General features: G+C 72.9%; 17 protein-coding genes, 1 pseudogene and 1 riboswitch. Of the genes and pseudogenes, 13 read left to right on the top strand and 5 right to left on the bottom strand.

The genetic code is table 11. The features are described from left to right. The first annotated feature begins 33 nt into the window (after positions 1-33). From BLA60_RS22645 to proB, 6 genes are all read left to right on the top strand, one after another. Positions 34-768: a TIGR03936 family radical SAM-associated protein gene (locus BLA60_RS22645; RefSeq protein ID WP_075134962.1), complete on the top strand. Its 735-nt coding sequence runs from the start codon at positions 34-36 to the stop codon at positions 766-768. Between the two features lie 208 nt (positions 769-976). Further along, the gene (locus BLA60_RS22640) at positions 977-4,039 is read left to right on the top strand and encodes an Rne/Rng family ribonuclease (protein ID WP_075134961.1); all 3,063 of its coding nucleotides are present in this window, start codon (positions 977-979) and stop codon (positions 4,037-4,039) included. Positions 4,040-4,206: 167 nt separating this feature from the next. Further along, the gene (gene rplU / locus BLA60_RS22635) at positions 4,207-4,518 is read left to right on the top strand and encodes a 50S ribosomal protein L21 (RefSeq protein ID WP_075134960.1); all 312 of its coding nucleotides are present in this window, start codon (positions 4,207-4,209) and stop codon (positions 4,516-4,518) included. Between the two features lie 13 nt (positions 4,519-4,531). Further along, positions 4,532-4,789: a 50S ribosomal protein L27 gene (gene rpmA, locus BLA60_RS22630; protein ID WP_075134959.1), complete on the top strand. Its 258-nt coding sequence runs from the start codon at positions 4,532-4,534 to the stop codon at positions 4,787-4,789. 88 nt (positions 4,790-4,877) lie between these two features. After that, a complete protein-coding gene (gene obgE / locus BLA60_RS22625; RefSeq protein WP_075134958.1) occupies positions 4,878-6,386 on the top strand; it encodes a GTPase ObgE in 1,509 nt (502 codons plus the stop codon). An 8-nt stretch (positions 6,387-6,394) separates the two neighbouring features. Continuing rightward, a complete protein-coding gene (gene proB, locus BLA60_RS22620; RefSeq protein WP_075135033.1) occupies positions 6,395-7,513 on the top strand; it encodes a glutamate 5-kinase in 1,119 nt (372 codons plus the stop codon). A gap of 63 nt (positions 7,514-7,576) precedes the next feature. On the opposite strand, the gene BLA60_RS22615 is transcribed toward proB, so the two are convergent. Further along, a complete protein-coding gene (locus BLA60_RS22615) occupies positions 7,577-9,676 on the bottom strand; it encodes a RecQ family ATP-dependent DNA helicase (protein WP_425427079.1) in 2,100 nt (699 codons plus the stop codon). A 124-nt stretch (positions 9,677-9,800) separates the two neighbouring features. Between BLA60_RS22615 and nadD the strand changes: the two genes are divergently transcribed. The 7 genes and pseudogenes from nadD to BLA60_RS22580 form a co-directional block, all read left to right on the top strand. Then, on the top strand, positions 9,801-10,397 hold the full coding sequence (gene nadD / locus BLA60_RS22610; RefSeq protein ID WP_075134956.1) for a nicotinate-nucleotide adenylyltransferase: 597 nt from the start codon (positions 9,801-9,803) through the stop codon (positions 10,395-10,397). A 62-nt stretch (positions 10,398-10,459) separates the two neighbouring features. Beyond that, positions 10,460-10,861, top strand: coding sequence for a ribosome silencing factor (rsfS, locus tag BLA60_RS22605; RefSeq protein ID WP_075134955.1), 402 nt, complete (start codon positions 10,460-10,462; stop codon positions 10,859-10,861). Beyond that, complete coding sequence (locus BLA60_RS22600; protein WP_075134954.1) at positions 10,858-11,472, top strand: histidine phosphatase family protein; 615 nt, start codon at positions 10,858-10,860, stop codon at positions 11,470-11,472. Before rsfS ends, BLA60_RS22600 begins: the two co-directional genes overlap by 4 nt. A gap of 4 nt (positions 11,473-11,476) precedes the next feature. Beyond that, entirely contained in the window at positions 11,477-12,220 is a 744-nt protein-coding gene (gene octT / locus BLA60_RS22595) for a diglucosylglycerate octanoyltransferase (protein WP_075134953.1), read from the top strand. 6 nt (positions 12,221-12,226) lie between these two features. After that, complete coding sequence (locus BLA60_RS22590) at positions 12,227-13,084, top strand: DegV family protein (RefSeq protein WP_075134952.1); 858 nt, start codon at positions 12,227-12,229, stop codon at positions 13,082-13,084. An 819-nt stretch (positions 13,085-13,903) separates the two neighbouring features. Further along, a complete protein-coding gene (locus BLA60_RS22585) occupies positions 13,904-14,719 on the top strand; it encodes a ComEA family DNA-binding protein (protein ID WP_245812093.1) in 816 nt (271 codons plus the stop codon). An 83-nt stretch (positions 14,720-14,802) separates the two neighbouring features. Continuing rightward, a pseudogene (locus BLA60_RS22580) lies at positions 14,803-16,983 on the top strand (ComEC/Rec2 family competence protein); the annotation flags it as partial. 147 nt (positions 16,984-17,130) lie between these two features. Here BLA60_RS22580 and thrC read toward each other — a convergent pair. The 4 genes from thrC to BLA60_RS22560 form a co-directional block, all read right to left on the bottom strand. Then, entirely contained in the window at positions 17,131-18,387 is a 1,257-nt protein-coding gene (thrC, locus tag BLA60_RS22575; RefSeq protein ID WP_075134951.1) for a threonine synthase, read from the bottom strand. An 11-nt stretch (positions 18,388-18,398) separates the two neighbouring features. Beyond that, positions 18,399-18,526: riboswitch (SAM riboswitch) on the bottom strand. Positions 18,527-18,752: 226 nt separating this feature from the next. Further along, positions 18,753-19,730 carry a DNA polymerase III subunit delta gene (holA, locus tag BLA60_RS22570; protein WP_075134950.1) on the bottom strand — a complete coding sequence of 326 codons (978 nt, stop codon included), beginning with the start codon at positions 19,728-19,730 and terminating at the stop codon, positions 18,753-18,755. Between the two features lie 200 nt (positions 19,731-19,930). Beyond that, complete coding sequence (gene rpsT / locus BLA60_RS22565; RefSeq protein ID WP_075134949.1) at positions 19,931-20,191, bottom strand: 30S ribosomal protein S20; 261 nt, start codon at positions 20,189-20,191, stop codon at positions 19,931-19,933. A gap of 297 nt (positions 20,192-20,488) precedes the next feature. Next, positions 20,489-20,713, bottom strand: a complete 225-nt coding sequence (locus BLA60_RS22560) for a type II toxin-antitoxin system antitoxin (RefSeq protein ID WP_075134948.1) — start codon at positions 20,711-20,713, stop codon at positions 20,489-20,491. Between the last annotated feature and the right edge of the window lie 3 nt (positions 20,714-20,716).

The raw sequence follows: 20,716 nt of genomic DNA, 5'->3' as shown, positions 1-20,716 counted from the left end.
AGGCAGGATCGACCGAATCCATCGGCCCCGGCGGTGCAGCGCCTGCGGCTGCGGTACGCCAAACGGGGCAGGTTGCGGTTCACCTCGCACCGTGATATCGCACGAGCGTTCGAGCGCGCGCTGCGCCGGGCGCACGTGCCGATGGCCTACTCGCAGGGGTTCAACCCGCATCCGAAGATCTCCTGGATCGGCGCGGCGCCGACGGGGGTGGCGAGCGAGGCGGAGTACGTCGAGATCCAGCTGGTCACGCCGGTCGAACCGGCGGAACTGGTGGCCGTGCTCGACCGCGCCATGCCCACGGGGCTGGACCTGCTGGAGGCGGTCGTCGCCGCGCCCGGCGGCGGCGCGCTGGCCGACCGGGTCGAGGCGGGCCGCTGGCGGATCGAACTGCCCGGCGTGTCGCCGGGCGACCTCTCGGCGGCGGTGACCGCACTGCTGGCGGCCCCGGTCGTCGAGGTCGAACGGTTGACCAAGCAGGGAATGCGCACCATCGACGCCCGCGCGGCGATCGTCAACGCGACCGTTGCGACCGCCACAGTCGCATCCGACTCACCACCCCCCGACGTCACGTGTGGGATACTCGAGGTGGTCGTCCGGCAGACAACTCCTGCCGTTCGACCGGACGACGTGCTGAGCGCGCTTCGAGTCGTCGCCGACCTGGAACCGCCGGTGCCCGCGAAGGCGACCCGGATGGCCCAGGGCCGGCTCGACGACGGCGGAGGCCTGGCTGACCCGTTGGCCCAGGACAGGGCTGTGACCCAGGGCTGATAACAGCCCTGCTCGGCGTGACGTTGTTGACAGACCTGCCGTGATCGGCCGGCGAGCTCGCTCGGCGGCCACACGGTGAGAGGCGAGGATTCCCGCCGCCCGGCGGCGGAACTGACCAACGCCTCACCGTCGGAGCACGGTGGGGCAGGACGACGAGGCCCCTGCGCGGCCGCGTCCGGATGGACGCGCCCGGGGGCGAAGGAGCTACATGTCGGATACGACGACACCTGCCGGCGACGCCGGCGGGGATACCACCACATCCATCTCCGCCGCGCTGGCGGAGCTGCCGGCACGCATCCGCGTGCACGCGCTGGCCAAACTGCTCGGCCGCAGCAGCCGGGACGTGCTCACCGCGGTCAGCGACCTCGGTGGCGACGGGCGCAGCGCCCAGTCGAGCATCGACCGGGACACCGCGCTGCGGGTCGCCGAGGCGTTCGGCCTGGTCGAACAGCCGGAACCGGAGCCGGAGCCCGAGCAGGCGCCGGCCGCCGAGCCGACCCGGCGGGTACCGCCGACCCCGGTGTTCGCCTCGGCGTCTCCGCTGTTCCTGCCGCCCGAGCCACCGGCAGCGCCGGCACCGGTCCGCAAGCCGGAGCCGGTCGTCGCCGAGGTCGAGGAGGACGAGCCGGCCGACGAGTCCCAGGACTACCCGGCCGACGCCGATGGTGACGACGACGACTCCCGGCCGCGCCGCCGCCGTGGCCGCCGTGGCCGTGGCCGGGGCAAGGGCGGCCAGGACGAGGCCGACGAGGCGGGCGACGACGAGCCGGCCCCGGACAAGTCGGACAAGCCCGCCGCGGCCCCCGCCGAGAAGTCCGGTGACAAGCCGGCCGACAAGCCGGAGAAGACCGAGGGCAGGCGCCGGTCCAAGGCCAAGGCCGAGGAGCCGGAGGCCGCCGAGGACGACCAGCCGGAGTCCGACGACTCCGACGGGAACCGTCGCCGCCGGCGTCGCCGCCGGCGCAAGGGCGGCGACGGCGAGGACGGCGCCCCGACCGAGGACGACCCGCCGAACACGGTCGTCCACGTCCGCGAGGCCCGCGACGACAAGGACAAGGGCGGCGACTCCGACGGCCGCGACGAGGTCCGCAGCGTGCGGGGCTCCACGCGCCTGGAGGCCAAGCGCCAGCGCCGCCGCGACGGCCGCGAGGCCGGCCGGCGCCGCGCCCCGATCCTGTCCGAGGCCGAGTTCCTCGCCCGCCGCGAGGCCGTCGACCGCGCGATGGTCGTGCGGGAGCGCGGCGACCGGATCCAGATCGGTGTGCTGGAGGACGGGGTGCTCGTCGAGCACTTCGTGACCTCCTCGGGCAGCGGTTCGCTGGTCGGCAACGTGTACCTGGGCCGCGTGCAGAACGTGCTGCCGTCGATGGAGGCCGCGTTCGTCGACATCGGCCGTGGCCGCAACGCCGTGCTCTACGCCGGCGAGGTCGACTGGGACGCCGCCGGCCTGGAGGGCAAGGCGCGCAAGATCGAGCAGGCGCTGTCCACCGGCGACAGCGTCCTGGTGCAGGTCACCAAGGACCCGGTCGGGCACAAGGGCGCCCGGCTGACCACCCAGATCTCCCTGCCCGGCCGCTTCCTGGTGTACGTGCCGGGCGGCGGCGCCACCGGCATCTCCCGCAAGCTGCCGGAGAACGAGCGCCGCCGGCTCAAGGACGTGCTCAAGCGCGTGGTCCCCGAGGACGCCGGTGTGATCATCCGCACGGCGTCGGAGGGCATCAGCGAGGAGGAGCTGGCCCGCGACGTGCGCCGCCTGCAGGCGCAGTGGCAGGTGATCCAGGACAAGGCCAAGGGCGGCAACGGCGTGCGCCGGGCCAACGCGCCCGCGCTGGTCTACGAGGAGCCGGACCTGCTGGTCAAGGTCGTGCGCGACCTGTTCACCGAGGACTTCTCGGCGCTGGTGATCGAGGGCGCCGGCGCGTGGGAGACCGTGGACGCCTACGTGCGTCACGTCGCCCCCGAGCTGGCCGACCGGGTCCGCAAGCACGTCGGCGCCAACGACGTGTTCGCCGAGTACCGCATCGAGGAGCAGCTGTTGAAGGCGCTGGACCGCAAGGTCTGGCTGCCCTCGGGCGGCTACCTGGTCATCGACCGCACCGAGGCGATGACCGTGATCGACGTGAACACCGGCAAGTTCACCGGCTCGGGCGGCAACCTCGAGGAGACCGTCACCAGGAACAACCTGGAGTCGGCCGAGGAGATCGTCCGCCAGCTGCGGCTGCGCGACATCGGCGGCATCATCGTGATCGACTTCATCGACATGGTGCTGGAGTCCAACCGTGACCTGGTGCTGCGCCGGCTGACCGAGTGCCTTGGCCGCGACCGCACCCGCCACCAGGTCGCCGAGGTCACGTCGCTGGGTCTGGTGCAGATGACCCGCAAGCGTGTCGGCACCGGCCTGCTGGAGGCCTTCGGCACGACCTGTGAGCACTGCAAGGGCCGGGGCGTGCTGATCTCCATCGACCCGGTCGGCAAGCCGGCCGGCGGTGGCGGCAACGGCCACGGCTCCCAGCACGGCGGCGGTGGCGGCGGGGGCCGGCGCAACCGCAACCGCAACGAGGACTCCCAGAAGGACTCGACCAAGGACTCGGCCAAGGATTCCCAGAAGGACTCGGCGAAGGAGTCCTCGCGGGACTCCTCGCGGGACTCCGCCAAGGAGACCGCGGCCAAGGAAGCGGCCAAGGCCGTGCGGGGGATCGCCGCCGCGACCACCAAGTCCAACGGTGTCGCCGACACCACAGTCGACGCCACATCTGACGTGACGTCAGACGCGGAGACCACGGCCGAGGCGCCGGTCGCCGCGGTGCGTGGGCGCTCGGACGTGGTCCGCGCGTCGGCCACCGACCCGGACGCCGACCTGTCCACCCTGGCCGGTGGGACGCCGGCCGAGCAGCCGGTTGAGCAGCCGGCCGAGCAGACCACCGGGCGGACCCGTCGCCGCTCGCGGCGCAGCACCGCGCCGCCGAGTGCCACCGTCGAGCAGCCGGCCGCGCCGGCCGCCGCGACCCACACCGTTCCCGCCGGTGAGCCGGCGGCGTCCACGGTCGTCGTCGAGCCCGTCGGTGACAGTGCTGGTGACGGCGCTGGTGACGGTGACGTGCGGCTGGCCGCCGGTGAGCGCAACGGTGCCCACGAGCAGGCCAACGGTCGCGCCCCCGAACCGGTCGACACGCCGGACGTGCCGGCCGTCACACCACCGGTCAGGCGGACCGTCCGGCGGGGCGGGTCCCGGCCGGCCGGGCCCCCGGTGAACGCGGGCCACGATGGCTGACCCCGGTTTGACCCTCATTTCGGAGGCCACGTAACCTGTAGGTCGGTCCGCCCGTGCGGTGGGTCGACTCGTGCGCGGGACCGGCGCTGGCTCGGGGTGAGCCACCACGAAGTCCGGCCGCGTAGCCCTAGTCGAGAAACATCGAGCAGCAGGAGAGTTCCGTCCCGATGTACGCGATCGTCAAGACCGGCGGAAAGCAGTACAAGGTCGCCGTCGGCGACATCGTCGAGGTCGAGAAGCTCGACGGTGAGCCGGGCGTCGAGCTCACGTTCCCCGCGCTGCTCGTCGTCGACGGCGAGGCTGTCACCACCGACGCCGCCGCACTGGCCGAGGTGTCGGTGACCGGCAAGGTCGTCGAGCAGACCAAGGGCCCGAAGATCCGCATCCACAAGTTCAAGAACAAGACCGGCTACCACAAGCGCCAGGGTCACCGGCAGAAGCTGACCCGCGTCGAGGTCACCGGCATCAAGACCAAGTAGGAGCTGAACAGCAATGGCACACAAGAAGGGTGCGTCCAGCTCCCGCAACGGGCGCGACTCCAACGCTCAGCGCCTGGGCGTGAAGCGGTTCGGCGGCCAGGTCGTCAACGCCGGCGAGATCCTGATCCGCCAGCGGGGCACCAAGTTCCACCCCGGCGTCAACGTCGGCCGTGGCGGCGACGACACGCTGTTCGCGCTGGCCGCGGGTTCGGTCCAGTTCGGCGAGAAGCGCGGTCGCAAGACCGTGAACATCGTCCCGGTCGAGGGCTGACGCCCGGCGACTGACGCAAGACCCCCACGGGAGGGGCGGGCCGGCGATTGCGGCCCGCCCCTCCCGTGCTTTCTCTGGAAGGTTCTCAGTGTCCCGATTCGTCGATCGCGTGGTCATCCACGTCTCCGCGGGCAGCGGCGGCAACGGGTGCGCCTCGGTGCACCGCGAGAAGTTCAAGCCGCTCGGTGGCCCCGACGGCGGCAACGGCGGCGACGGCGGCGAGGTCGTGCTCGTGGTCGACTCGGGCGTGCACACCCTGCTCGACTTCCACTTCCGGCCGCACGCCCACGCGACCAACGGCAAGCAGGGCCAGGGCAGCAACCGCGACGGCGCCGCCGGCGAGACCCTGGAACTGCGGGTCCCGGACGGGACGGTCGTGCTCACCGAGGACGGCGAGGTGCTCGCCGACCTGATCGGCAACGGCACCAGGTTCGTCGCCGCGCGCGGCGGCCGGGGCGGGCTGGGCAACGCGTCGCTGGCGTCCAAGGCCCGCAAGGCCCCCGGCTTCGCGCTGCTCGGCGAGCCGGGTGACCAGCGTGACCTGGTGCTGGAACTGCGTTCGGTGGCCGACGTCGGCCTGGTCGGGTTCCCGTCGGCCGGCAAGTCGTCGCTGATCTCGGTGCTGTCCTCGGCCCGCCCGAAGATCGCCGACTACCCGTTCACCACGCTGGTGCCCAACCTGGGGGTGGTCACCGCCGGCGAGTCGACGTTCACGGTCGCCGACGTGCCGGGCCTGATCCCGGGCGCCAGCCAGGGCAAGGGCCTGGGCCTGGACTTCCTGCGGCACATCGAACGCTGCTCGGTGCTGGTGCACGTCGTGGACTGCGCGACCTACGAGTCCGACCGCGACCCGGTGTCCGACGTGGACGCACTGGAGGGGGAGCTGGCGCGCTACACCCCGGCGCTGGGCGGCAGCCTCGCCGACCGGCCACGGGTGGTGGTGCTCAACAAGATCGACGTCCCGGACGCCCGCGACCTGGCCGAGATGATCCGCCCGGAGCTGGAGGCGCGGGGCCTGCCGGTGTTCGCCGTGTCGACCGCGAGCCACGAGGGCCTGCGTGAGCTGTCGTTCGCCCTGGCCGCGATCGTCGCGCAGGACCGGGCCAGCCGCCCGTCGATGGAGGCGAGCCGGATCGTGCTGCGCCCCCCGGCGGTCGACGAGGCCGGGTTCACCGTGCTGGAGGACCCGGACGAGCCGGGCGCGTTCATCGTGCGCGGCGAGCGACCGGAGCGGTGGGTGCGCCAGACGGCGTTCGCCAACAACGAGGCCGTCGGCTACCTGGCCGACCGGCTGGCGCGCCTGGGCGTCGAGCAGGCGCTGGCCAACCACGGGGCGAAACCGGGCTGTCCGGTCACCATCGGCGACGTGACCTTCGACTGGGAGCCGTCCACCCCGGCCGGGACGAACATCCTGCTCTACGAGCGCGGCGAGGACCCGCGCCTGGACCGCAACGACCGGGTCGGCGCGGCCGAACGCAAAGCCGCCAAGCGGGCCCGCCGCGGCCTGACCAACGGTCTCACCAACGGCCAGACCGACGGTCCGACCGACGACCCCGAGCCGGACGCGGAGGCCGAGCCCGCGCCGGAGGATCGGTGACCCGCGCCCTGCCCGACACGCGAACACGGATCGCCGCCGCGAAGCGGATCGTGGTCAAGGTCGGGTCGTCGTCGCTGACCACGGCGTCGGGCGGGTTGGACCCGTCGCTGCTGGACGGTCTGGTGGACGCCCTGGCGGCTCGCCGCGCGGCGGGCAGCCAGGTGGTCCTGGTGTCGTCGGGGGCCATCGCGTCCGGGCTGGCGCCGCTGGGGCTGGGGCGCCGGCCGCGTGACCTGGCGACCCAGCAGGCGTCGGCCAGCGTCGGGCAGCTGGTGCTCGGGCACGCCTACGTGTCGTCGTTCGCCCGCTACCAGCTGCGGGTGGGTCAGGTCCTGCTCACCTCGGACGACGTGGTGCGGCGGGCGCACTACCGCAACGCGCAGCGCACCCTGTCGCGCCTGCTGGCGCTGGGGGTGGTGCCGGTGGTGAACGAGAACGACACGGTGGCCACCGAGGAGATCAGGTTCGGCGACAACGACCGGCTGGCCGCGTTGGTGGCCTACCTGGTCGGCGCCGACGCGCTGGTCCTGCTGTCGGATGTGGATGGCCTCTACGACGGGGATCCCCGGCTCGGCGGGGCGCGGCGCATCGACGAGGTGGCCGGCGAGGCCGACGTCGAGCACGTCCGCGCCGACGAGCCGGCGACCGAGGTCGGGACCGGCGGCATGGCCTCCAAGCTCGCGTCGGCGCGGCTGTCGTCGACGGCCGGGGTGCCGGTGCTGATCGCCGCCGCGGCCGACGCGGCCCGCGCCCTGGACACCGCCGACGTGGGCACGGCGTTCGCCGCGAGCCCGCGCAGGCTCACGCCCCGGCGGTTCTGGCTCGCCTACGCGGCCAACCCGAAGGGCCGGCTGCGTCTGGACGACGGTGCCGTGGCCGCGGTCGTGGGCCGTCGCCGCTCGCTGCTGGCCGCCGGTATCACCGCCGTGGACGGCGACTTCGAGGCCGGTGACGTGGTGGAGCTGACCGATTCCCGCGCCACGACGGTGGCCAGGGGGATGGTCGCCTACGACGCCGTCGAACTGCCGGCGATCATCGGCCGCAAGACCCACGACCTCGCTCCCGAACACCGCCGCGAGGTCGTGCACGCCGACGACCTGGTGCCCCTGCGCCAACCGTCCGACTGACGCGCCGCCGGTCCGAACGTCCTGGGCCACAACGACTCCCCACTGTCCTCAACGGACAGTGGGTCACGTCGTCGAGGCGAGGGCGAAGGGGAGTACCGCCGGCGCGCCGGCCTCCCGCAGCAACCTCGCCGCCACCGTCATCGTCCAACCCGTGTCCACCCGGTCGTCGACCAACAGCACCGGACCGTCCACTCCGGCCACCCGCTGCGCCAACTCCGGCCCGAGCCGCAGCGACCGCCACACCTGGGCCAGCCGGCGCGCGCTGTTGGCCTGCCGCTCACCCGCCGCCACCGCCCCGATCTCGCCCAGCAGCGGCAGCCGGCCGATCGTCGAGATCCGCTCGCCGATGCTCGCCACCAGCTTCGGCCGGCTCACCGAACCGACCGTCACCACCCCGACCGGCCGCACCGCCCACTCCCACGACGCCAACACCCGCACACACCCGTCGACCAGGTCGTCGGGAACCGGGCCGTCGCCGGCCTGCGCGAACAGCTCACGCAAACGGTTGCCCCACCCGATGTCGGTGAGCCGGCCCAGCGCCCGCCCCGGCTCGGCCCGCTGGCCGGCGGCGAGCTTGCCGGACAGCGGGACGTCCAGCCCGGCCATGCCGCTGGGCCACATCCGGCGCTCGCCGATCTCGACGCCCGGCCGGCTCAACAGCTGCCGCGCCTGCGCGACCGACGTCTCGGACACCGTGTCGCTCCACGTGGTGCCGGCGCAGTTGTCGCACCGCCCGCACGGCGCCGCCCCCGGCGCGTCGAGCTGGCGCAGCAGGAACTCCATGCGGCACCCGTCGGTCCGCTGGTAGTCCAGCATCGCCTGCTGCTCGGTCCGGCGGGAACCGGCGATGCCCAGATACCGCTGCTCGTCGTACTCCCAGCCCTGACCGGTGGCCAGCCACCCGCCCTTGACCCGCCGCACCGCGCCGTCCACGTCCAGCACCTTGAGCACCATGTCCAGCCGGCTTCGCGACAGGTCGCACGCCGGTTCGATCGCCGCCGTCGACAGCGGACGGTCGGCCGAGGCCAGCACGTCCAACACCTGGCGCACCACCCGCTCCGGCGGGAACGCCAGGGACGCGAAGTACGCCCAGATGTCCTTGTCCTCGGTTCCGGGCAGCAGCAACACCTCAGCCCGCTCGACACCACGGCCGGCCCGGCCGATCTGCTGGTAGTAGGCGATCGGCGACGCCGGGGCACCGAGATGGATCACGAACCCGAGGTCGGGCTTGTCGAAACCCATACCCAGCGCCGAGGTCGCCGCCACCGCCTTGATCCGGTTGGCCAGCAGGTCCTGCTCGATGCGTTCCCGCTCGGCCGGCTCGGTCTTGCCCGAGTAGGCCGCCACGGCATAGCCGCGCTCGCGCAGGAACGATGCCACCTCCTGGGCGGCGGCCACGGTCAGCGTGTAGATGATCCCCGACCCCGTCAGGCCGTCGAGCCGCTCGGCCAGCCACGCGAACCGGGCCTGCGCGGTCGGCAGCGCCAGCACGCCCAGCCGCAGGCTCTCCCGGTCGAGCTGGCCACGCAGCACGAGCGTGTCCCGGGTGCCCAGGTCGAGCTGCTCGGCGACGTCACGCACCACCCGGTCGTTGGCGGTGGCGGTGGTGGCCAGCACCGGAACCCCGGCCGGCAACTCACCGAGCAGCGTGCGCAACCGACGGTAGTCGGGGCGGAAGTCGTGGCCCCAGTCGGAGATGCAGTGCGCCTCGTCCACCACCAGCATGCCGGCGGCGGCGGTGAGTTCGGGCAGCACGGTGTCGCGGAACTCGGGGTTGTTGAGCCGTTCCGGGCTGACCAGCAGCACGTCGACACGCCCGGCGAGCACGTCGTCCTGCACCTCGTGCCACTGGTCGAGGTTCGCCGAGTTGATCGTCGCGGCGCGCACCCCCGCCCGACCCGCCGCCTCGATCTGGTTGCGCATCAGGGCCAGCAGCGGGGAGACGATCACCGTCGGGCCGTGGCCCTGCTGGCGCAACAGCGAGGTCGCGACGAAGTAGACGGCCGACTTCCCCCACCCGGTGCGCTGCACGACCAGGGCCCGTCGGCGGTCGACGACCAGCGCCCTGATGGCGGTCCACTGGTCCTCGCGCAGGCGGGCCCCGTCGCCGGCGAGGGCGCGGAGTTGTTGTTCGGCCGATGTCCGAAGGGCGTGCTCATCCACGCCCCCACAGTGGCGCATGACACCGACAACGGCCAGGACAGGGGTGGGCCACACGTCCACCTTTCGCCGAAAAGTTCGCTGTGTCGCAGGTCAGGGCCCTGATCTCCCCGTAGGCTCCCGTCCCATGTCAAGACGGCGGATCGGGATCATGGGCGGCACCTTCGATCCCGTGCACCACGGACACCTCGTCGCGGCGAGCGAGGTCCAGGCCAGGTTCGAGCTGGACGAGGTGGTCTTCGTCCCGACCGGCCAGCCCTGGCAGAAGAGCCATCGCGAGGTCAGCGCCGCCGAGGACCGGTACCTGATGACCGTGATCGCCACGGCGTCCAACCCCCGGTTCTCGGTCAGCCGCGTCGACATCGACCGGCGCGGCACCACCTACACCATCGACACCCTGCGCGACCTGCGCGAAGCCCACCCGGACGCCGAGCTGTTCTTCATCACCGGCGCCGACGCCCTCGAACAGATCCTGTCCTGGCGCGAGGCGGGGGAGCTGTTCGCGCTGGCCCACTTCGTCGGGGTCACCCGCCCCGGCTACGTCCTGGAGGACGACCACCTCCCGTCGGGCTCGGTGACCCTGGTCGACGTCCCCGCCATGGCGATCTCGTCCACCGACTGCCGAACACGGGTCCTGGCCGGGCAACCGGTCTGGTACCTGGTGCCCGACGGGGTCGTTCAGTACATCTCCAAGACAGACCTGTACCGGGAAGGCACTTCCTGACACCGGTACGCTTCTGTGGTTCATGGTCTGGTAAAAGGCAGGTTTCAACGACGAGGAGTGACGTGGCCGCAACGCACCACGCACGCGAACTGGCACTGGTCGCGGCCAATGCCGCGGCCGACAAGAAGGCCAGCGATGTGATCGTGCTCGACGTGTCCGAGCAACTGGTCATCACCGACTGTTTCGTCATCGCCTCCGCGCCCAACGAGCGGCTGGTCGGAGCGATCGTCGACAACGTCGAGGAGAAGATGCGCGCGGCCGGCACCAAGCCGGTGCGTCGTGAGGGCGCGCGCGAGGGCCGGTGGGTGCTGCTGGACTTCGTCGACGTCGTCGTGCACGTGCAGCACGCCGAGGAGCGGGCGTTCTACGGCCTGGAGCGGCTGTGGAAGGACTGCCCGCGCATCGAGTTCGACCCGGACCCGGCGGCCGTCGACTCCGGCGGCGTCGAGGGCGGTCCGACGTGACCCTGAGCCGGCTCGTGATGTGGCGGCATGGCGAGACCGACTACAACGCGACCGGCAGGATGCAGGGCCACCTGGACTCCCAGCTCACCGAGGTCGGCCGCAACCAGGCGCGGTTCGCGGTGCCGGCCCTGGCCCGGTTCTCCCCGGACATCGTGGTGACCTCCGACCTGCGCCGCGCGATGGACACGGCCACCACGTTCACCCAGGTCACCGGGGTTCCGATGCGCGTGGACAAGCGGCTGCGGGAGACCAACCTCGGCCTGTGGCAGGGCCTGACCAGCGCCGAGGTCGACGAGCAGTGGCCGGGCGCGCGGCAGATCTGGCAGACCGACCCGACCTGGACCCCGCCCGGCGGCGAGTCCCGGCTGGAGGTCGCCGCGCGTGCCGCCGAGGTGGTCGGCGACCTCGACGAGTCGACCGAGGACACCGCGGTGCTGTGCGCGCACGGCGGCCTGATCGCCGCGCTCGTCGGGCACCTGCTGGAGCTGCCGGTGGCGTCCTGGGCGAAGATCGGCGGCATCGGCAACTGCCACTGGACGGTGCTGGCCAGGCGCGGCACGAGCGGTCTGGCGTGGCGGTTGCGCGTGTACAACGCGGGGATCACCGGCTGAGACGATGACCGCGCCAACCTTGTTGATGTTCGGCGACTCGCTGAGTTTCCACGGCCCGGACGGTCCGTACCCGTCCGACGACGAACGGTTGTGGCCCAACGTCGCGGCGAACGCGCTGGGCGCGAGGACCGAGCTGTTCGCCCGCTTCGGCTGGACCTCCCGGGACGCGTTCTGGGCGCTGGCCGGCGACCCCCGGGTGTGGACCACGCTGCCCAAGGCCGACGTGCTGGTGCTGGCGGTCGGCAGCATGGACACGCTGCCCTCACCGCTGCCGACCTTCCTGCGGGAGGGCCTGCGCTACCTGCGCCCCGAGCCGCTGCGCCGGTTCGTCCGCGACCGCTACGTCGCCGCGCAGCCCTGGCTGGCCAGGGCGACCCGCGGCCGGCCGGTCGCGCTGCCACCCACGCTGACCGTGCACTACCTGGACCGGATCCTGGGGTCCATCCGCGCGCTGCGCCCCGACCTGCCAGCGGTCGGCGTGTTGCCCCCGGTGCACCGGGCGAGGTCCTACGGGCTGGTGCACACCGGCCGGGCGGACGCGATGTTCGAGATCCGGGCGTGGGGGGCGCGGGCGGGGGTGCCGCTGCTCGACCTGGGCGAGTTGACCGGCGACCACGTGCTGGGCGGGCACGGCAACCCGGACGGCATCCACTGGGGTTGGGAGGCGCACGCGAGGGTGGGCGCCGCGCTGGCTGACGTGGTGTCGCCGTTGGTCGTGCGGAAAGTCGACGAGCACCACGTAGGCTGACCGACCGTGCCGCTCGCCGTGGTCACCGACTCCAGTGCGTACCTGCCGGATGGTTTCGCCGCCCGGCACGCGGTCCATGTCGTACCGCTGCACGTGGTGATCGAGGACAGGTCCGGTCTGGACGGTGTGGACATCGGCCCGGCCCAGGTCGCGGCGGCCCTGGCCGGCAAACACCGGGTCACGACGTCGCGGCCCAACCCGGACGAGTTCGCGGCCGTCTACCGGTCGCTGCTCGACGCGGGCGCCGAGGGCATCGTCTCGGTGCACCTGTCGCGGGAACTGTCCGGCACCTGGGAGTCGGCCCGCCTGGCGGCCAGGGAGATCGGTGAGGACCTCGTCCGTGTCGTCGACTCGCGAACGACGGTGATGGGCCTGGGCTTCGCGGTTCTGCGCGCGGCGTCGGCCGCGATCGACGGCGCGCCGGCGGACAAGGTCGAGGAACTCGCCGTCTCCGCCGCCGCCGGGACCACGACCTTCTTCGTCGTGGAGACGCTGGAGTACCTGCGCCGGGGCGGGCGGATCGGCTCCGCCGCGGCGTTGCTCGGCACGGCGCTGGCGGTGAAGCCGGTGCTGCACGTGGCGCAGGGTCGCATCGAGCCCCTGGAGAAGGTCCGCACGACGCATCGGGCGATGCTGCGCCTGGTGGACCTGGCCGAACAGGCCGCGACGGCGACCGGCGCGAGCGCGGTGGAGTTGGCCGTCCACCATCTGGCGGCCCACGACCGCGCGGTGGAACTGGCCACCCGTCTCGACGAACGCATCGCCGGTTCGGCGGGCTGCGTGGTGTCCGAACTGGGCGCCGCGATCGGTGCCCACACCGGTCCCGGCATGCTCGGCGTCGTGGTCTGCCCGACGCAACCCTGAACCCTCCAGATTCCCACACCCCACCGACATTCGTCTCCGCTCGATCCCCAGCGGCGCTTGTTTGTCCACACCACCGCGAGTTGTCCACAGCGGAGCACCGTCGCCTCCCGCTGCCCGCGATTCCCGCCTAGCGTCGAAAGCGTGATCGAAACGACCCGGCGCGACCGCCGACCCAGCACCCGACTGTCCCTCCTGACCGCCGCCCACCCCAGTCCACAAGTCCCCGAATCCCGGTTCCTGCCACCGGATCCACTGCCGACCGAGCCGCCACACGTCCTGTCGCCCAACACTTCCCCCGCACCGCCCACGTCCTTTCCGGACACCTCGCCCTCGATCGACGTCCACGTCCCGTCCCCACCCGGCCGTTCGCCGGGTCCGGTCGGGTCGCTGTTCGGACCGGCGCCGGCCCGATCGTCGAGACCGGACCCCGTTCCGGCGTCCGCGCTCGCCGCATCCCTGTTCCCCGAACCGGATTCCCCGCCGGGCACCGACGTTCACCCAGTTCCCCCACCGGCTTCGTCCGCCCTCCGCGGCACACTTCCCGTTCCAGAGCCGTTTCCGGACGACCCCGACCGGTCACCCGCGCGCGAGTCCCGGCCACGTGCCTGGTTGTCGATCCGTCGACGATCCCGCGAACCCGCTCCGGTCACTGATCCACCTTCGGATGGCTTCGATCTGTCGTCCGTGTCTGTGTCTGGGTCAGGTGCTTGGTTGTCGGCGCGTGGTCGGTCCCGGGAGCCGGCTTCGCTGGAGGTCGCTGATCCGCCTTCGGATGGCCTCGATCTGTCGTCCGTGTCCGTGTCTGGGTCAGGTGCCTGGTTGTCGACGCGTCGACGATCCCGCGAACCCACGCCGCCGGAGGCCACCGTCCCATCCCCGGACGACCCGCCAACGGTCCACCTCGCCGCCCTGCCCCCGGTACCCCACCCGGAGAACTGGCCGACCGACCGGCCCTGGTGGCGCCGGGTCGTGGACCGCCTGTCCGAGCGCTGGCTCCCCGACCACTGGTTCGACCGGCCGCCGCGCCCACCGCGGTGGCGCCTCGCCGTCCTCGCCGGCGCCGGCGTCGTGATCGGCATCGCCCTGGCGTTCGTCTTCACCCTGTCCGGCTCACCCGAGGTCCCCGAGCCGCCACCGGCGCTGCCGGCCGCCCTGCCGGCGGCGTCGGTCAGCGAAGCGCGACATCCCAGCAGTGCCGCTGACGAGGGTTCGATCGTGATCAGCGTCGTCGGCCGGGTCGCCGCCCCGGGCCTGGTCACCCTGCCGGAGGGCTCCCGCGTGGCGGACGCCCTCAAGGCCGCCGGCAACCCCGTTCCCGACACGGACCTGGGCGGCCTCAACCTCGCCCGCCGGCTCGGCGACGGGGAACAGCTCTACGTCGGCGTCCCGACCCCACCCGGGGCGCAGGCGCCTGCCGAGGCTGGCGGAGAACCGGCCGCCGCGCGCGTCGACCTGAACTCCGCGTCCCTGTCCGCGCTGGACACCCTGCCCGGCGTCGGACCGGTCACCGCCCAGCGGATCCTGGACTGGCGCACCGAGCACGGCCGGTTCGCCTCGGTCGACCAGCTGCGGGAGATCGAGGGGATCGGCCCCAGCCGGTTCGGCAAGCTCCAGGACCTGGTGGTGGCCGGGTGAGCGTGATCAGGGCCTGGGCCGATCCGGCCGACGCACCGGACTGGCGCCTGGCCCCGGCCGCCCTCACCGTCTGGCTCGCCACGATGGCCGGGCTGCTGCTCGGCTGGTGGTGGGCCGCCGTCGGGGGCGCCGCCGCCGTCGGCGTGGGTGTCCTGGTGGTGGCCCGCGCCCGGCACCGGGAACCGGTGACGCGCTGGTGGCGTCTGGGCGTCGGCTGGTCGTTGCTGGTCAGCGGTCTGCTGGTCGGTGTCGTCGGCGCCGGGCGGTTGCGCGCGGCCGAGGACGACCCGCTGCGGGCACTCGCGACGGCCGGCGCCGAGGGCGTGTTCCGAGTGACGGTCGACGAACGTCCCCGGCCGGTGTTCTCCGCCGGCTTCGGCGGTCAGCGCGGCGGCGTGCGGACGGTCCTCGTGCCGGCCAGCGTGCGGGACGCCGTGGTCGAGGGCGCCCCGGTGGCCTCGACCGGCCGGGTGGTACTGCTCGCCCCGGTCGACCGCTGGTCGGCGCTGCTGCCCGGCCAGGACGTGACCGCCACCGCCCGGCTCGTGCCGGCACGCTCCGGCGAGCTGACGGTCGCCGTGCTGCGGGTGCGCGGCCCGCCGGAGGAACTGGGCGAGGCGACCTGGTGGCAGCGGGTCGCGCAGTCGCTGCGCACGGGCCTGCGCGACGCCACGGCGGTCCTGGACCCCGAGCCGGCCGGGCTGCTGCCGGGCCTGGTCGTCGGCGACACCGACCGGCTGTCCCAGCGGGTCGCGGAGGAGTTCGAGGCGGCCGGGATGGCGCACCTGCTCGCCGTGAGCGGGTCGAACCTGGCGATCGTGTGCGTGGCGGTGCTGTTCCTGCTCCAGGCGGTGCGGGTCGGCCCGCGCGGCGCGGCGCTCGGTGCGATGGGCGCGCTGGTCGGGTTCGTCGTGCTCGCCGGGGCCGAGCCGAGCGTGTTGCGGGCCGGTGTCATGGGCGCGGTCGGACTGCTCGCGCTGGCCGCCGGTCGCCAACGGGCCGCGCTGCCGGCGCTGGGCGCGGCGGTGATCACGCTGGTCCTGTGGGATCCGGCGATGGCGGTGAGCTTCGGGTTCGCGCTGTCGGTGCTGGCCACGCTGGCGCTGGTGCTGCTCGCACCACGCTGGGCGCGGGGTCTGTCGGCCCGTGGGGTTCCTCGCGGGCTGGCCGAGGCGGTGGCGGTTCCCGCCGCGGCGCACCTGGCGACCGCGCCGGTCGTGGCCGGCATGGTGGGCGAGGTCAGCCTGGTGGCCGTGCTGGCGAACCTGCTGGCGGCGCCAGTGGTGGCACCGGCGACGGTGCTGGGAGTCGTGGCGGCGCTCGTCGCCCCGGCGTCCTCGTGGCTCGCCGAGCTGCTGGTGCGCCTGGCCGGACCCGAGGCCGACTGGCTGATCCTGGTCGCCCGCCACGCGGCGGGCCTGCCCGGTGCCACCATCGGCTGGCCCGACGGCTGGTGGGGCGGGCTGCTGCTGGTCGCGTGCCTGCTGCTGGTGGTCGCGGCGTTACGGCGCCGCCGGCTGCGGGTGCTGGTCGGCGCGCTGCTGACCGGGACGCTGGTGGTCGTCGTCCCGATCCGGGTGATCTCGCCCGGCTGGCCGCCGGCCGGGTGGGCGATGGTCGCCTGCGACGTCGGCCAGGGCGACGCGCTCGTGCTGGCCACCGGCGACGCCGGCCGGGCGGTCGTCGTCGACACCGGACCGGAACCGGGGCCGCTCGCCGGCTGCCTGGACCGGCTGGGTGTGTCCCGGGTGCCGCTGGTCGTGCTCAGCCACCTGCACGCCGACCACATCGGCGGCCTGGACGCGGTCCTCGGTGACCGGGAGGTCGGCGCGGTGGGCGTGAGTCCCGCCAGGGAACCGGCCTGGGCGTGGAAGGAGGTGCGGGACGCGGCCGGCGCGGCCGGCGTGCCGGTCGTCCAACTGGACGCCGGGCGCCAGCTGTCGTGGCCCGGCCTGACGATCGAGGTGTTGTCCCCGACAGGAAAGGAGCTGATGCCCACGGCGGACGCCGAGGGTACGGAGATCAACAACGCGTCGCTGGTGCTGCGCGCGGCCACCCCGGCCGGGCGGATCCTGCTCAGCGGGGACGTGGAGCTGGCGGCCCAGGCCAGCCTGCTCGGCGCGCACGTCGACCTGTCCTCGGAGGTGGTCAAGGTGCCCCACCACGGCAGTCGGTACACCTCGCCGGACCTGTTCGCCGCGATCCGGCCCCGGATCGCGGTGGTGAGTGTCGGCGCCGGCAACCGGTACGGCCATCCCAGCCGTACGACGTTGCGGGCGCTCGAACGCCTCGGCGCGGTGATCGTGCGCACCGACACCCACGGCGACACGGCGATCGTCGCCGGCGAGCGCGGACCACGCGCGACGACCAGAGGCCACGCGCGCGGTCCGCCTACCGCGGATCGTGGACGGTCAGGACTCCAGGGCCTTGCGGACGGCCGCGGCCGACGGGGGCACGGTGGCGCGCGGGCCGATCCTGTCCTGCACGGCGTCGAGCGTCTTGAGGCCGTCGCCGGTGATGAACAGGACGGTCTCGGCGTCCGGGTCGAGCTGGCCGGTGTCGATCAGCTTCTTGGCCGTGGCGACGGTGACGCCGCCGGCGGTTTCGGCGAAGATGCCTTCGGTCCTGGCCAGCAGGCGGATGCCCTCGACGACCTCCTCGTCGGTGACGTCCTCGACGGCACCGTTGGTCCGGCGCACCGCGTCGAGCACGTACGGGCCGTCGGCGGGGGCGCCGATCGCGAGCGAGCGGGCGATCGTGTCCGGCTTCACCGGGCTCACCACGTCCAGGCCGGCCTTGAACGCGGCGGACACCGGCGAGCAGCCGGTCGCCTGGGCACCGAACACGCGGTAGGGCTTGGCCTCGACCAGGCCGAGTTCGGTGAACTCGCGGAAACCCTTGTCCACCTTGGTCAACTGGGCGCCGGAGGCCACCGGCACCACGACCTGGTCGGGGAGCCGCCAGCCGAGCTGCTCGGCGACCTCGTAGCCCAGCGTCTTGGAGCCCTCCGCGTAGTACGGGCGGACGTTGACGTTCACGAACGCCCAGTCCTCGTGTTCGGCGGCGAGTTCGGTGGCCAGCCGGTTCACGTCGTCGTAGTTGCCGTCGACGGCGATCAGGGCACCGTCGTAGACGGCGGTGGTGAGAACCTTCGCCCGCTCCAGCGACGACGGGATCAGCACCACCGACTCCCAGCCGGCGCGGGCAGCGGCGGCGGCGACGGCGTTGGCCAGGTTGCCGGTGGACGGGCAGGCCAGCACGGTGAACCCGAGCTGGCGGGCGGCGGCGAGCGCGACGGCGACCACCCGGTCCTTGAACGAGTGCGTCGGGTTGCCGGTGTCGTCCTTGACCCACAAGGACTTCACGCCGAGCGCGGCCGCGAGCCGGTCGGCCTTCACCAGCCGGGTCAGCCCCGGCTCGGTGTTCGGCTGGGTGTCCACATCAGACGGAACGGGCAGCAGGTCGCGGTAGCGCCAGATCGAGTTGGGGCCGGACTCGATGGCCGCACGGGTGATCTCACCGAACTCGTAGGAGACCTCAAGGGGGCCGAAACACTCGACACACGCGAACTCCGCGGCGAGCGGTACCTGGTGGCCGCACTCCCGGCAGCTGAGCGCGCGCGCCGGCCCGAGGTCGAACGTGGTGGTGGCGTGGGCAGTGACTGTCATCGCGAGGTGTCTCCTCATCTGTCCCGCGTGCGGGTCGGAATTGGCACCGTGTGCGTCGCCGTCCTCGCTGTGTGCGAAATGGCGAACGCCGGTTGCCGGGGCTTCTTCGGGCCGATCCCTCTGCCCCTCTGGATGAGCGGTATTCAGTTGTCTCCCGAACACGTTACGGCACAACCCGCTGACGAGGCCAATGTGAGGTCCATCATTCGAGAGGTACTTCAGCGTGACTGAACCACGACCGCGTCCGACCACGTCCCGGCCTCGTGGCGGTGACCCCGCGAAGGCGCCGTGTCACCGCCTGTTCGGGTGCGCGGCGGGAGTCCGGTGGGAGCCGTGCTGGGAGTCGTGCGGGATCGTGGCCGGGGTCAGTCGAGCCGGCGGGCCTCGGTGACGCGAAGGACCGCGCGTTGGAGTGCGTAGTCCGCGTCGGCGGCGACGCCCTTGACGTCGGCGTTCACCTCGGCGACGACCTGCATGGCGGCGACCAGGCCGGCGGGGTGCCAGCCCCGGGACTGGGACTGGGCCTTGCGGATCTTCCACGCCGGCATCCCCAGCTCGGAGGCCAGCCGGAACGGGTCGGCGCGCCCGGCGCCGGCCACGCGGGAGACGGTGCGGACCGCGTCGGCCAGGGCGTCGGCGATCAGGACGTGCGGGACGCCGAGTTGCCGGGCCCAGTGCAGCGTTTCCAGCGCGCCGGACACGTCCCCGGTGACAGCCTTCTCGGCCACGGCGAACCCGGTGACGTCGGCCCGGCCCCGGTGGTAGCGACGCACTTCCTCGGCCGTCACCTGCCCGCTGGTGTCGGCGACGAGCTGGGCGGCGGCCGAGGCCAGCTCACGCAGGTCGGAGCCGACGGAGTCGATCAGGACGCTGACCGCCTCCGCGTCGGTCTTGCCGCCGGCGCGGCGGATCTCGTTGCGTACGAAGGCTTCCCGGTCGCCCGGCTTGGTGATCCTCGGGCAGTCCACCACGTTCGCCCCGGCCGAGCGCAACGTGGCGATGAGGTCCTTGGCGGGCTTGCGTCCGCCGCCGGTGTGCAGCACGACCAGCTGGACCCCGTCCGCCGGATCCCTGATGTACGCGGTGACCGCCGCGGCGATGTCCTTGTTGGCATCGTGCGCGCTCTCCAGCACGATGACCCGCCGCTCGGCGAACAGCGACGGACTGACCAACTCGGCCAGCTCGGGCGGACTGATGTCGGACACCTTCACCCGGGTGAGCTCGGCGGAGGGATCAGCGAGCTTGGCGGCGTCGACCGCGGCGCGAACCGCGCGTTCCACCAGCAGCTCCTCCTCGCCCAGCACGAGCTGAAGAGCCGGCGGGGTCACGGCGGGTGACTTCACCCCGCCATCCTCGCACCGCCCCCGGCACCGGACACCCCCGGGCCAACCGGCACCGCCCGTTCATCACCGGGTGGAACGTGCCGGGGTCGACAGTGGGCTGAGCTGGCGGTGCTCGCCGTCGGGCGTTCGATCTGGGCGGGGGCCCCGGACACGACGATGCCGGCCGCGGGGAGCGGCCGGCATCGTCGGGAGTTCTGGGGTCAGAGCTGGTTGGCGCGCTTGGCCATGGCGGACTTCTTGTTCGCCGCCTGGTTGGCGTGGATCACGCCCTTGCTCGCGGCCTTGTCCAGCTGGCGGCTGGCGGCCTGGAGCAGCTCGACGGCCTTCTCCTTCTCGCCGGCGTCGGCCGCCTCGCGGAACTTGCGGATCGCGGTCTTCACCGAGGACTTGACGGACTTGTTGCGCAGTCGCGCCTTCTCGTTCGTCTGGATGCGCTTGATCTGGGACTTGATGTTGGCCACGAGTTACTCCTCGACGTCGATCACGGAAGGTCCGTGCCGCGATGTGGGTGGCCTCGCTGGTCAGCGAGTTTCCTCCTGGGCGGAACGCCACACGGCACGACGAGCCATGCTAACAGGCACCGTGTCGACACTCATCGACACCTATCGGCACCTCGCCGGCACCTCGCCGGCACCGGCGGACACCGAGCTCGGTCAGCCCGTCCGCCGCCAGTCGCGCGGTGTACCCGGGCATCCGGCGTTGACCTCGTCGGCGTCAGGGCGGTGTGCGGGATCGGTCACGCCGCGTGCCGGGGCGGGTCACTGGTCCGGGGGCTCGTCGTCGGCGGGTGGGGACTTGGGGGGTCGTCCCCGGCGGGGGAGGCCCCCGGCGTTGCCGGGGAGGCGGCCCTGCTGGGACAGCGCCCGGCGGAGAAGGAACTCGATCTGCGCGTTGGTACTCCGCAGCTCGTCGGCCGCCCACCTGGCTATCGCGTCGTGGATGGCCGGGTCGAGCCGCAGGAGTATCTTCTTGCGCTCGGACACGGG

Source organism: Actinophytocola xinjiangensis (assembly GCF_001921215.1).
GTDB lineage: Bacteria > Actinomycetota > Actinomycetes > Mycobacteriales > Pseudonocardiaceae > Actinophytocola > Actinophytocola xinjiangensis.
Note: the sequence above shows the minus strand (reverse complement) of the source record. Positions and strands in the feature narration are given on the sequence as shown.

Excerpts from the sequence above, each read along its gene's own strand:
- BLA60_RS22640 (WP_075134961.1), top strand. The coding sequence starts at position 977 with ATGTCGGATACGACGACACCTGCCGGCGACGCCGGCGGGGATACCACC.
- rplU (WP_075134960.1), top strand. The coding sequence starts at position 4,207 with ATGTACGCGATCGTCAAGACCGGCGGAAAGCAGTACAAGGTCGCCGTC.
- rpmA (WP_075134959.1), top strand. The coding sequence starts at position 4,532 with ATGGCACACAAGAAGGGTGCGTCCAGCTCCCGCAACGGGCGCGACTCC.
- nadD (WP_075134956.1), top strand. The coding sequence starts at position 9,801 with ATGTCAAGACGGCGGATCGGGATCATGGGCGGCACCTTCGATCCCGTG.
- octT (WP_075134953.1), top strand. The coding sequence starts at position 11,477 with ATGACCGCGCCAACCTTGTTGATGTTCGGCGACTCGCTGAGTTTCCAC.
- thrC (WP_075134951.1), bottom strand. The coding sequence starts at position 18,387 with ATGACAGTCACTGCCCACGCCACCACCACGTTCGACCTCGGGCCGGCG.